This window comes from Granulicella sp. WH15, from assembly GCF_009914315.1.
In the GTDB taxonomy this organism is placed as follows: Bacteria; Acidobacteriota; Terriglobia; order Terriglobales; family Acidobacteriaceae; genus Edaphobacter.
Window position 1 is genome coordinate 2,890,592 of sequence record NZ_CP042596.1, and the last position, 12,471, is coordinate 2,903,062.

At 62.5% G+C, this 12,471-nt stretch carries 12 protein-coding genes; 3 read left to right on the forward strand and 9 right to left on the reverse strand.

Annotated elements, in window-relative coordinates:
• Nucleotides 1-5: 5 nt before the first annotated feature.
• From FTO74_RS12000 to FTO74_RS12010, 3 genes are all read right to left on the reverse strand, one after another.
• On the reverse strand, nt 6-977 hold the full coding sequence (locus FTO74_RS12000) for a GDP-L-fucose synthase (RefSeq protein WP_255462224.1): 972 nt from the start codon (nt 975-977) through the stop codon (nt 6-8).
• 73 nt (nt 978-1,050) lie between these two features.
• Nucleotides 1,051-2,136 carry a GDP-mannose 4,6-dehydratase gene (gene gmd / locus FTO74_RS12005; protein WP_220399008.1) on the reverse strand — a complete coding sequence of 362 codons (1,086 nt, stop codon included), beginning with the start codon at nt 2,134-2,136 and terminating at the stop codon, nt 1,051-1,053.
• 76 nt (nt 2,137-2,212) lie between these two features.
• Nucleotides 2,213-3,460, reverse strand: coding sequence for a glycosyltransferase WbuB (locus tag FTO74_RS12010; RefSeq protein ID WP_162539846.1), 1,248 nt, complete (start codon nt 3,458-3,460; stop codon nt 2,213-2,215).
• 217 nt (nt 3,461-3,677) lie between these two features.
• Here FTO74_RS12010 and FTO74_RS12015 point away from each other — a divergent pair, with 217 nt between their 5' ends.
• Both FTO74_RS12015 and FTO74_RS12020 read left to right on the forward strand, forming a co-directional pair.
• Nucleotides 3,678-4,535: an ABC transporter permease gene (locus tag FTO74_RS12015; RefSeq protein WP_162538368.1), complete on the forward strand. Its 858-nt coding sequence runs from the start codon at nt 3,678-3,680 to the stop codon at nt 4,533-4,535.
• A gap of 6 nt (nt 4,536-4,541) precedes the next feature.
• On the forward strand, nt 4,542-5,009 hold the full coding sequence (locus FTO74_RS12020; protein WP_162538369.1) for a metallophosphoesterase family protein: 468 nt from the start codon (nt 4,542-4,544) through the stop codon (nt 5,007-5,009).
• A 294-nt stretch (nt 5,010-5,303) separates the two neighbouring features.
• On the opposite strand, the gene FTO74_RS12025 is transcribed toward FTO74_RS12020, so the two are convergent.
• The 6 genes from FTO74_RS12025 to thrC all read right to left on the reverse strand — a co-directional run bounded on the left by FTO74_RS12025 (nt 5,304) and on the right by thrC (nt 11,544).
• Complete coding sequence (locus FTO74_RS12025; RefSeq protein WP_162538370.1) at nt 5,304-5,933, reverse strand: hypothetical protein; 630 nt, start codon at nt 5,931-5,933, stop codon at nt 5,304-5,306.
• 11 nt (nt 5,934-5,944) lie between these two features.
• The gene (locus tag FTO74_RS12030; RefSeq protein ID WP_162538371.1) at nt 5,945-6,868 is read right to left on the reverse strand and encodes an ABC transporter permease; all 924 of its coding nucleotides are present in this window, start codon (nt 6,866-6,868) and stop codon (nt 5,945-5,947) included.
• Nucleotides 6,865-8,286, reverse strand: a complete 1,422-nt coding sequence (locus FTO74_RS12035; RefSeq protein ID WP_162538372.1) for a hemolysin family protein — start codon at nt 8,284-8,286, stop codon at nt 6,865-6,867. Before FTO74_RS12035 ends, FTO74_RS12030 begins: the two co-directional genes overlap by 4 nt.
• A 93-nt stretch (nt 8,287-8,379) precedes the next feature.
• Nucleotides 8,380-8,727, reverse strand: coding sequence for a thioredoxin (gene trxA, locus FTO74_RS12040; RefSeq protein ID WP_162538373.1), 348 nt, complete (start codon nt 8,725-8,727; stop codon nt 8,380-8,382).
• A 330-nt stretch (nt 8,728-9,057) separates the two neighbouring features.
• Nucleotides 9,058-9,981, reverse strand: coding sequence for a homoserine kinase (gene thrB, locus FTO74_RS12045; RefSeq protein WP_162538374.1), 924 nt, complete (start codon nt 9,979-9,981; stop codon nt 9,058-9,060).
• A gap of 162 nt (nt 9,982-10,143) precedes the next feature.
• The gene (gene thrC, locus FTO74_RS12050; protein WP_345933019.1) at nt 10,144-11,544 is read right to left on the reverse strand and encodes a threonine synthase; all 1,401 of its coding nucleotides are present in this window, start codon (nt 11,542-11,544) and stop codon (nt 10,144-10,146) included.
• Nucleotides 11,545-11,592: 48 nt separating this feature from the next.
• Here thrC and modA point away from each other — a divergent pair, with 48 nt between their 5' ends.
• Nucleotides 11,593-12,366, forward strand: coding sequence for a molybdate ABC transporter substrate-binding protein (gene modA, locus FTO74_RS12055; RefSeq protein WP_162538375.1), 774 nt, complete (start codon nt 11,593-11,595; stop codon nt 12,364-12,366).
• The last annotated feature ends 105 nt before the right edge of the window (nt 12,367-12,471 follow it).

Here is a 12,471-nt window from a genome sequence, read left to right on the forward strand (position 1 = left end):
AAGAATTAAAGCTGATCCTTCACCGCATCCCAGGTCAGGCCGATTCCCTCTTCCAACTCCACCGTGTGGCCCCACCCCAGCGCATGCAGCTTGCTCACATCCATCAGCTTGCGCGGCGTGCCATCGGGCTTGGTCGTGTCGAACGCAAGGCCGCCCTCGAACCCAATCACCTTCGCTACGATCTCCGCCAGCTCCCGGATCGTCACATCCTCCCCTGTCCCGATGTTGATGAGCGGCGGCACATCCTGCGTCAGCAGCGAGCCGTAACGCTCCTCATCGAGCGACAGTAAAAAGATGCATGCATCCGCCAGGTCATCCGAGTAAAGCAGCTCACGCCGCGGCGTCCCCGTTCCCCACACAGAGATCTCTCCGGCTCCCGCCCGTTTCGCCTCGGCTGTCTTGCGGATCAACGCCGGCAGCACATGCGAGTTCTTCAGGTCGAAGTTGTCGTTCGGCCCATAGAGGTTCGTCGGCATCGCGGCTAGGTAGCGCGTGCCATACTGCCGGTTGTAGCTCCAGCACATCTCGATCCCGGCGATCTTCGCCAGCGCATAAGCCCGGTTCGTAGGCTCCAGCGGCCCGGTCAGCAGGCACGACTCCGGCATCGGCTGCGGAGCCATCTTCGGGTAGATACACGAAGACCCCAGAAACAGCAGCCGCGTCACACCGTTATGGTAAGCCGCATCGATAACGTTGGTCTGAATCTCCAGGTTGTCGCGGATGAAGTCCGCCGGGTACGTATCGTTGGCCAGAATTCCGCCCACCTTAGCCGCCGCCAGAAAGACAAACTCCGGCTTCTCCTGCTCAAAGAACGACCGCACGGCAGCCGGGTCCAGCAGGTCCAGCTCGGCACGCGTCTTCGTCAGGAGATTGGTATATCCCTTGCGCTCAAGCCCGCGATGAATTGCCGAGCCAACCAGCCCGCGATGACCGGCGATAAAGATACGTGCATCCTGCGGCATAAAGCTCGACGACATAGATCACCCTTACTCAAAGTTGGAAACAATGGGAGTAGGCCGGGGACTCACTCCCCCGGCCCGCGCCTGCACTCTAGGTCTCACGCACGTTGTACGCATTGAAGCCGTGCTTCCGCACCAGCGCATCCCGCTTGGCCGACTGCAGATCTGCCTCTACCATCTCACGCACCAGCTCATCGAAGCTCGTCCGCGGCGTCCAGCCCAGCTCGCGCTTGGCCTTGGAAGGATCGCCCAGCAGCGTCTCGACCTCGGTCGGCCGGAAGTAGCGCGGATCGACCGCCACCACCACCTTGCCATCTGGTCCAACGGCCTTCTCCTCGACGCCCGAGCCGCTCCACGTCAGGTCCAGCTCCAGCAACTCCGCGCAGCGCTTCACAAACTCGCGCACGCTGTACTGCACCCCGGTCGCGATCACGAAGTCCTGCGCCTTCTCCTGCTGCAACATCATCCACTGCATCTCGATGTAGTCGCGCGCATGGCCCCAGTCCCGCTTGGCGTCCAGATTGCCCAGGTACAGCGACTCCTGCAGCCCCACCTTGATCCGCGCCAGCCCGCGCGTGATCTTGCGCGTCACAAACGTCTCACCCCGCAGCGGCGACTCGTGGTTGAACAGGATGCCGTTGCACGCATACATCCCATACGCCTCGCGGTAGTTCACCACGATCCAGTAGCCGTACATCTTGGCCACGGCATAGGGAGAGCGCGGATAGAAGGGCGTCGTCTCCTTCTGCGGAATCTCCTGCACCAGCCCGTAAAGCTCCGACGTGCTCGCCTGGTAGAAGCGCGTCTTCTTCTCGAGCCCCAGGATGCGGATCGCCTCCAGCAGCCGCAGCACGCCGATCGCATCCGAGTTCGCGGTATACTCCGGCTCCTCGAACGACACCTGCACGTGCGACTGCGCGGCCAGGTTGTACACCTCGTCCGGCTGCACCTTCTGCATAATGTGGATCAGCGACGTGCTGTCCGTCATATCGCCGTAGTGCAGCACCAGCTTCGGGTTCGGGTTGTGCGGATCCTCGTAGATATGGTCGATACGAGCCGTGTTGAAGAGCGACGAGCGCCGCTTGATGCCATGAACCTCATAGCCTTTAGCCAGCAGAAACTCCGCGAGATACGCTCCATCCTGCCCGGTGACTCCCGTGATCAAAGCTTTCTTCAAACCGACACTCTCCCCTAAAACAGTTTTGCTCGATTCCATTATTTTACTTGAGCCAGTGTTACACCAAAGTACTAAGTCAAATCGCCTGAGCCAGATCCCGCTCGAACTGCAGCAGCACCTGCTCCCGGCCCAGATGCTCGACCGCATACTCCCGTGCATTAGCGCCGAACTCCGCGCGCAGCCCGGGGTTCATAATCAACTCCACCACCGCGGCATGCAGAGCCTCGGCGTCTTCGGCCGGAACGACCAGCCCGCACGGCCTGGCCTCATCGCCTACCACATGCGCCACCTGGGTCCCCGCATCCGACGTCGCAATCACCGGCCGCCCGCTCGACAGCATCCCGGTCAGCTTCGACGGCATCACCAGGTCGGCCGCGCCCGCGCGCTGCGGCAGCAGATGAATATCCGCCGCATTCAACAACTCGTTCAGCCTGGAAAACGGCTGCAACGGCAGCAGAGTCACATTGGGCAGGCCGCCCACCATGGCCTCCAGCTTAGGCCTGAATGTACCATCTCCGCAGAACAGAAAGTGTACCCGCTCATCGGCGTGCGAAGCACCCGGAGCGAACGACTGTGCGATCGGCCCCAGTACCTCCAGCCCTTGTTTATTGCCCATATTGCCCGAGTACAGCAGCACAATTTTATCCTCGAGCCCCAACTCCCGCCGGAAGCCGTTCGGCCCCTCCAGCGGCTGAATCGCCTCCACATCCACCCAGTTCGGAAACAGCACCGCCTGCTCCGCCGGCACGCCCTTCGCCACCGATCGCTCGACCATCTTGGTTGAGATGCTCGAAACCCGCGTGAAAGCGTTGGTAAAAAAAACCTCCAGGGTCAATGCCAGGCTATGGATCGGCCCCTTCGCGGGCAGCAGTCCAAGCTCGAACGCAGCATCCACCTCGAAGTCCTGCACATGCAGCCACGACGCCGCGCCCGCAGTCTGCGCGACAAACAGGGCCAGAGGCGCGCCAAAGAACGTAGGCTCCACCGTAAAGACGATCTCCGGCTGCCAGAAGACCTGCCGCAGCATCACCGGCAGGCTGCCCACCATAAAGGAAAACAGATGCAGAATCCGGCGCATCCCGCTCGGCTTCTCCGGCACGTAGAGCGGCGTCCTGAAGACGACCGGCTGCCCCGGCACACGCTCCGTCCTGTAGAGGCTCGAGCGATACTCATCCCAGATACGCCACGCCGGGTAGTAAGGCGGCGCGGCCACCACACGCACCTCGTGCCCCCGCTTCGCAAGCCACGAGGCCATCTCGCCCGTGTACTTGCCGATGCCGGTCAACTCCGGGGCATAGTTCAAGCCATAGATCAGGATTCTCAGAAGAAAGCCTTTCGGATGAGGTCGTCCACCTCATCATAGCAATGGTCATACCCGATTACGGCATCAGTCTTACCTTATTACGGACTTCGCTATACCGTCTTTCGGCATTCACCATACCGTCACTTGGCAGCAGCTTGCTGCCATCAACAAGCGTCTCACTCAGCCACGCATGTTCGTACTCCATAACGATGCGTGCCAACTCTGAGAAGATAGTTCCATGAAGAGCGGCGGCAACAATCTCATCGCAACGGCACGGCATCAGCCGCTCGCGGCGATCGGCATCCTGCTCGTTCTGCTGTTCCTCTTCGCCGCCATCTTCGCGCCGCTGCTCGCTCCCAGCGATCCCGCCCAGCTCAACCTCGACGCCCGCATGCTCACTCCTTCCGCCGCCCACTGGTTCGGCACCGATGAGCTTGGCCGCGACGTTCTCTCCCGCACCCTCTACGGAGCGCGCATCTCGCTCATCGTCGCCGTCAGCGTCGTGGCCATCTCGCTCGCCATCGGCCTCATCGCGGGCAGCCTCGCGGGCTTCTACGGCGGCCTGGCCGACACGCTCGTCAACGTCTACCTCTCGAACGCCTTCCTGGCATTACCCGGCATCCTGCTCGCCATAGCCTTCGTCGCCTTCCTCGGCCCCGGCCTGCTCAACCTCATCCTGGCCCTTTCGATCTCCGGCTGGGTCGGCTACGCTCGCCTCGTACGAGCCCAGGTCATGACCGTCAAAGAACGCGAGTTCGTCGAAGCCGCACGCGCCCTCGGAGCGTCAGACGTACGCGTCCTGGTCCGTCACATCCTGCCCAACATCGTTCAGCCGCTCATCGTCCAGGCCGCCATCGGCATGGCCGGAGCCGTGCTCGCCGAAGCCACCCTCAGCTTCCTCGGCCTCGGCATCCCCGCGCCCGCGGCCAGTTGGGGCTCCATGCTCAACGACGCCCGCTCCCACCTCTTCGACTCGCCCCACATGGTCTTCTTCCCCGCCCTGGCCGTCATGCTCTGCGTCCTCTCGTTCAACTTCATCGGCGACGCCCTCCGCGACTACCTCGACCCGCGCACCCGCCTCACAACCGGCATTTAAACTCCCATGACCTTCAAGATCGGCGTCATCTCCGACACGCACGGCCTCCTCCGCCCCGAGGCCATCGCAGCCCTGCAAGGCGTCGACCACATCCTTCACGCCGGAGACATCGGCAACGCCGACTTCCTTGCCACCCTGGCGCAGATCGCCCCGATAACGGCCATCCGCGGCAACATCGACATCTACGGCCCCTGCGCCGAACTGCCCGCCACCGAGGCCGTCGAGCTGGCGGGCAAGCTCTTCTACCTCGTCCACTCGATCCACGATCTCGACATCAACCCACACGCCGCCGGAGTAGCAGCAGTCATCAGCGGCCACTCCCACCAGCCCTCCATCGAACACCGCTCCGGAGTCCTCTACCTGAACCCCGGCAGCCCCGGCCCGCGCCGATTCCGCCTGCCCGTCACCGTGGCCCTGGTCACGATAGAAAACGGCCAACTCCACCCCGAGATCATCGACCTGCACCTGGGCTGACGCCCTCACGCGAAGCGTCCAAAACAGCACGAAGTGCCGCCCGCCCGGCGCAAGAGCGCCGTTGCCGTTGCTTGTTCTCTTGGTTGTCATTCAGGAGCGAAGCGGAGGAATCTGCTTTTGCTTTTGCCGTTGCTTCTAGGGGAGGTCCGGGCTTTAGCCCGGACCTCAAAACCACCACAGAAGCGGGCTTTAGCCCCCGAGGTATGCTTCCTCACTCAGCCACACAAACAAAAGCAAAAACGCCCTAACGCCGGGCGGGCAGCATTTCGTGCGGTCTTAGACGCTTCGCGTGAACTACTTCAACTTCACCGCCCCCACCACTCCCTGCAACCTCTCCCGCAGCTTCTCCATCTCGTTCTCGGTCAGATCCCGAGCCCCGCTAGGCTCCGCACAAAACGTCGTAATCACCAGATCAAGCCGCACACAACTTCCCTTCCGCAGAGCCGTCAGCACCTCATCCCGCGACTCGACGCAGATCTTCCCATGCTCATCATGACCATGAGCAAACGCCACGCTATCCACCGTCGTCGCCGTAGCAGCTTTATTCGGCTTCCCCGTAGCCTGCGCCGCACAAGCCTCCGCCGTACTACGCGGAGTAGCACTAAGATAGAAGTACTCCCCACTAAACGTAGACCACGGATAAGGATTGAACCCCAGCGCCGCCACCGCCCTTAGCCGAGTCTGCGGCACCGCCGAGCGCGCATCGAGCCGAAACGTACTCAACTCCCCATCCCTGCGGCTCAAATTCCACCCAGCAGGCAGATGCATCTTCACCCCCGTCACCGCATCGACAAAATCCCGCGCCGGAGGAGAGGTCGGCTCAGCCGGGGCAGGCCGCACGTTGGGCAACGGAGGCACCGGCACAACCTTGGGAACCTGCGGCGTCTGCCCATAAGCCACAGCCCCAACAAAAAGCCACATCATGCAAATCATTCTCAAGATCCCTGCACCCTCATCCTCGGATTAGCCACGGTATAAGCAATATCGGTCAGCAGATTCACCCCGACATAAGTAAGCCCAATCGCCAGAATGCACCCCTGCACCAGCGCATAGTCGCGGTTCGAGATCGCCGACAGCGTCAGCCGCCCGATCCCCGGCAGGCTGAAGATCGTCTCCGTCACAATCGCCCCCGCCAGCAGCGACCCAAACTGCAACCCCACCACCGTCAAGATCGGAATCATCGCATTGGGCAGCGCGTGCCGATACACCACCTGCCGCTCGCTCAGCCCCTTGGCCCGCGCCGTCCGCACATAGTCCTGCCCCAGCTCTTCGAGCATCGCCGTCCGCACCATGCGCGTCAGGATCGCCGCCATCCCCAGCCCCAGCGTAATCGCGGGCAGAACCATATGCGCCACCGACCCAGCCCCCGACACCGGCAACCACCCCAGACGAATCGAAAACACCAAAATCAAGATCGGCCCCAAGGCAAAGTTCGGAAACGAGAGCCCCACCAGCGACACCACCCCCAGCACCCGATCCTGCCATCCCCCACGGTGCAGCGCCGACCCGATCCCCGCCGGAACCGCCAGCAGAATCCCCAGCGCCATCGCGCAGAACGCCAGCGCCACCGTGTACGGATACCGCGACGCCACCAGGTGCATCACGCTGTCGTGCAGCCGCAGCGACTGCCCCAGATCCGCATGAGCCACCCCATACAAAAACCGCCCATACTGCGCCGACAGCGGAGCATCCAGCCCATACGCATGGCGCAGCGCCGAGACATCCGAGGCCGTAGCCCCCTCACCCAGCATCTGCACTACCGGATCGCCCGGCACCAGGTGAATCAGCAGAAACACCACCGTCACCACCAGCCAGAGCACCGGCAGCGTCACCGCCAGCCGCTTCGCAGCTCGTATCAAGCCGAGACCTCCAGCCCATCGTCCTCAGTAGCCGCCGCCCGCAGGTCCGTCTTGACGTCCGTCCCGACCGCCTCCAGATCCACCCTCACCTTGCTGATCCGCCGCTTGACCAACTCCGCCACCGTATATCGCCGCCCCGCGTGGACCACGCTCTCCCCCACCGTCGGCAGGTGCCCCAGCTCCGACAGCACAAACCCCGCCAGCGTCTCCACACCCGGCTGCCGCGGAAACGCCCAGTGCAACTGGTTGCTCAGGTCGCGCAGCGTAATCCCCGCATCCAGCACCACCGTTCCCGTCGCGTTAAACGGCGTCGCCCGCGAGGCCACATCGAACTCATCCTCCAGCTCGCCGACGATCTGCTCCAAGGCATCCTCAGCCGTCACCATGCCCACAGTCGAGCCGAACTCATCCACCACAATCGCAATCTGCCTGCGCCGATCCTGGAACTCCTGCAATAGCTCCACCGCCAGCTTCGTCTCCGGCACGAAGATCACCTCGCGCATCACCTGCCGCAGCGTCAGCCCCATCTTGCCCGTGCCGCCCAGCGCCAGCGTCGTCGAGCGGAAGTGCATCAGCCGCGAGATATCCTTCGAGTAAACGATCCCGACGATATGATCCGGCCCCACCTTCGGGTCGAAGACCGGCACCCGCGAGTGCTGCTCATCCACGATCCGCGCGCTCGCCTGCTCCACCGGCAGGTCCACCGGCAGCGAGAAGATCTTTCCTCGCGGAGTCATAATCTCGCGCACCGAGACATGGTTCAGCTCAATCGCCCGGTGAATGATCTCCTCCTGAAAGACCGGCAGCAGCCCCATCCTGCGCGTCGCCGTTGCAATCAGCTTCAGCTCCTCGGGCGAGTGGACCGCGCCGCCCTCCCCATGCAGCGGCGCGCGAAATACCCGCAACACCATGCTCGCCGACGAGTTCATCAACCGGATAGCAGGCCGCGTAATGCGGATAAACACATCCATCGGCCCCGCCACCGCCATCGCGATCCGCTCGGCCCGCTGCAAGGCCAGAGACTTCGGCACCAGTTCCCCCAGCAGCACCTCAAAGTACGTAATCGCCCCAAACGCAATCGTAGTAGCCGCTGCATGAACGTACAGCATCACATGCGGCGGCGTATGCGGCGACACCCGCTCCACCGCCACCAGCAGCGTCTCCGCCACCGCGGGTTCGCCCACCCAGCCCAGCGCCAGCGCCGCCAGCGTCACGCCAAACTGCACCGCGGGCAGAAAGTCATCCATCGCGTGCTTCAACTGCAGCAGCGTCCGCGCACCGGGCCGCCCCAGAGCGATCAACTGCTCCACCCGCGTCTCCCGAATGCTGACCAGCGCGAACTCCGCGGCAACGAAGAAGCTGTTGGCCAGAATGAAAAAGGCCACCATGATCCCGCGGATAAGAACCCACTCCACCATGTGCAAATGCTAGCAGTTCATGGCCGCGCCTGAACGCAGAAACGCCCGGAGCCGAAGCCGCCGGGCGTCTGTTACCAGAGAAAAACCTGAATCTTACGCAGTTACCTTCGCGCCAATCACCTTCGTGATCGACTGCGCGATCGTGTCCTTGGGAACCAGGCCGACGATCTGATCGGCAACCTTGCCGTCCTTGAACAGGAGCAGCGCGGGAATACCACGGATACCGAAGCGCGAGGGCGTCGCGCTGTTCTTATCGACATCCATCTTCATCACCTTGATCTTGCCCTGGTACTCGGTCGCAACCTCATCGACCGCCGGAGCAAGCGCGCGACACGGACCGCACCATGCGGCCCAGAAGTCTACAAGTACGGGCTGGTCCGACTTCAGGACGTCCTGTTCAAAGTTGCTGTCATTCACTTCCGATACGAACTGTCCTGCCATCTTGTCCATCCTCCCGCCGCGTCTTCGGTCGTGCCTTGACGCTGGCGCTATTTGCTGCACCATTTCAAGTGCTGCACTCATAATAGATGCGAAATGGGTGTGGAAGTTTCAACATCGGTACAGAACGGCCGATAAAGCCCCCAAGGAGCGATATCTAAACGAGATAGCCCACGTGCAAATACGGGTGACTTAAAAGTTTAACGCCCGGACCTCGCGAACGAGGTCAACGGGCGGCGCAGCAGCCCTCCCCAGAACTGCCCACCCTGTTACCTTAAGAGAGGGGACGAAATAAGTAAAGTTATTTTGTAAAAACTTAGGTAACCACCGCAACTATTCCGATAACACCAGCGTCTTTACGCCTGCCGAAATCTTTGTCGAGATAATTTCCAGCCCCGGGTCTCCAGCCGCCAGTCGAATCCTATCCTCAATCTGTTCTTGAGGATACGCCGGATCACAGACCAGCAGTACCGACGGACCAGCCCCGCTCAACGCCACCCCATACACCCCAGGCGTCCCGCTCAGCGGTAGCAGGCTGCCCAGCAGCGGACAAGCCGCCAGCCGATACGGCTGGTGAATCCTATCCCGCATTGCTACATGCAGCAGCTCCGGCCGATCCAGCGCGAATCCCGCCACCAGCAGCGCGGTCGCCTGCACGTTAGCCACGGCGTCGGCCCGCGAGTAGCCCTCCGGCAACAACGCCCGCGCCTTCTCGGTCGCCAGAGAAGCCGTCGGCAGCGCCAGCAGCAGCTTCCAGCCCAGAACCTCGCCGCAGGTCGTGGCAATCACCTTTCCGCCGCTCCCGTTCTCTTGGATAACGGACGAGACGGTCATCCCCCCGTAAAAACAGGCCGCCACGTTGTCCGGATGCCCCTCCCTGTGACAAGCCTCCTCGAGCACCTGCTGCGGCGTCCACCCCAGCCCGCCAAAGTGGTTCGCCAGATGTACTCCAGCCAGCAGAGCCGCCGCGCTCGACCCGCAGCCCATCCCCAAAGGAATCTCATTGTCGAGCGTCAGGTGCAGCGGTGGAGCCGACGGCGCGACGCCCCGGTAGGTATCGAGGATCAAATTGCGCTCGAGCGAGCTGCACAGCTCGGGGTTCCGGCCAGTAGCATCCACGCGGAACTCCGGCGCCGTCCGGTCCCCAGCCACTCGGGCCTCAATCGTCAGGTAGAGCGCCATCCCCAGGCCAAGGGCATCAAAGCCCGGTCCCAGGTTGGCGGAGGTCGCCGGCAGTCGAATCTTCAGTGAGTTCATCTTCGTCCTAGTATCCGTAAAACTTTGTCCTGCCGGACAGGCTCGCTACGCGTGGAGCGGGCGGGCGTTCATACGCCTTTTTAGAGCTTCGCGTGGTCCTCCCGGTGGTCGGAAACAAAATATGCTCGCTGCCGACCAGCGGGAGGCCCACACCTAATACGCTCAGGCAGGTTGCAGCGTGGTTTGACGCATATGCGCATCCAGCGTCCGCAGCACCGTATCGCGATCCGCATCGAGCACAATCGGGGGCTTCTGCAACGACTTTGCCAGATCCCGCTCAGCCGCCGAGGCACCCGCAAGCTCCGCCTCCGTCAGCAGTTCGCCCCGATGGAAGTTGATCGTATAGTCCGAGTCCTTCAGCGTGTGGCCGGTCAGAATCAGCACCACCCGCTCCTCGCGCAGAACCTTGCCCTGCGCCACCAGCTTCTTCAGCCCGGCCAGCGTCACCGCCGACGCAGGCTCGCAGCCCACGCCCTCAGCTCCGATCTGCGCCTTTGCCAACGCAATCTCGGCCTCGGAGGCCTGCTCGCACCATCCGCCGGTCGACTGCAACGCCCGCACGGCCTTGGTAAAGGAGGCCGGATGACCGATCCTGATCGCACTCGCCCGCGTCTCAGCCGTCACGGGAATCAACTTCGTCCCACCGTTCTCCTTCAGCGACCGGAAGAGCGGGTTCGCGCCCTCGGCCTGAATAATACTGATCTTCGGCACCTTCGAGATCAGCCCCAATTGCTGCATCTCCAGAAAGCCCTTCGCCAGCGCCGACGCATTGGCCAGGTTGCCTCCCGGCACGATCACATGCTCCGGCACCTGCCAGTCCAACTGCTCCACCATCTCGAACGCCGGGGTCTTCTGGCCCTCGAGCCGATAAGGATTCACCGAATTCAGCAGATAGATCGGCTGAGCCTGCACCAGCTCGTTCACCAGCCTGACGCAGCCGTCGAAGTCTGTCTTCAACTGCACCGTCAGCGCACCGTAGTCCATCGACTGCGCGAGCTTGCCCCAGGCGATCTTACCCTCGGGAATAAACACGATCGACCGCAACCCCGCGCGCGCCGCATAGGCCGCCATCGCCGCCGAGGTATTGCCGGTGCTGGCACAGGCTACCCACTCGAACCCGCGCTCGGCCGCAACCGAGAGCGCCGCCGTCATGCCCGTGTCCTTGAAGGAACCGGTCGGGTTCATACCCTGATGCTTGGCCAGCAGCCAGTCGATCCCCGCCGATGCCGCGCAGCGCGGCAGGTCATACAGCGGCGTGTTGCCCTCGCGCAGCGTCACCACCTTGTCGAAGTCCTTCACGATAGGAAAGAGGTCTCGGAACCGCCAAACGCCGGACTGATCCACCGGCATAGTCGAGGTCCTGCGCTCCTGCCACAGCCAGCGCAGCGCGCTGGGGTTGGGCAGACGGGCCTCGGCACGGGCAATCTCGTCAGCCTTCAGGCTCCACGGATAAACTACCTCGTACAACCCCTGGCAGTTTGTGCAGCGAAAGTTGCTGCTTACCGCCTCTCCGGCGATCTGCGCGCCGCACTCCGTGCATCGTAACTGGTGTGTTCCACTCATAATCAGCCTTAAGCATAGCAGTTTGAACGTATAGAAAAGGTCACCGCCATGAGCCGTTCGAGAATCTTTCCCGCCTTCCTGTTCCTGCTTGCCCTGCTGTTCCCATTTGGACCACTTGCTGCCCAGACACGCGAGTTGCATATCGCCGCTGCCTCTGACCTCCAGCCCGTGTTGCCCGTCCTTGCCCGGGACTTCGAGCAGGAGACCGGCATCCACCTGGAGCTCTCGTTCGGCTCCTCGGCCACGCTTGCGACCCAGATCCTGAACGGCGCACCGATGGATGTCTTCCTCTCGGCGGACTTTCTTTTCCCCGAGAAGATCGTTGCAGCCGAACTCGCCGAGGAGAAAGCGCCGGAGCCATACGCAAAGGGCACGCTAGTGCTCTGGGCCCGCAAAGACTCGCCGATCAAGCCCCTGACCCTCGACAAGCTGGCCGATCCACAGGTCACCCGCATCGCCGTAGCCGACGAGCTTCATGCTCCCTACGGACGAGCGGCCTATGCGGCCATGCGCTCCATGAAGACCCTCGACGCCCTGAAGCCGAAGCTGGTCGTAGCAGAAAACATCGCGCAGACCGGGCAGTTTATCGACTCGGGCAACGCCCAGATGGGCTTCATCTCCCTGACCATGGCGAGCCAGCAGCACTACAAAGAGATCGGCGATTACGTACTGGTGCCGAAGGTCTACCCGGAGATCCAGCAGTGCGGTGTAGTGATGAAAGGCTCGAAGAACCTGGCGGACGCGAAGACGTTCATGGCGTGGATGCGCTCCCCCAAGGTGCAGAACCGCCTGAAGGACTTCGGCCTGGCACCGGCGTTGTAACGGCACAAACCGTTGCTTTTGCTGTTGTTTCTGGGGCATGTCCGGGCTTTAGCCCGGGCATGAAAACCCACCACCAAAGCGGGCTTTCGCCTCCGAGGTATGCTT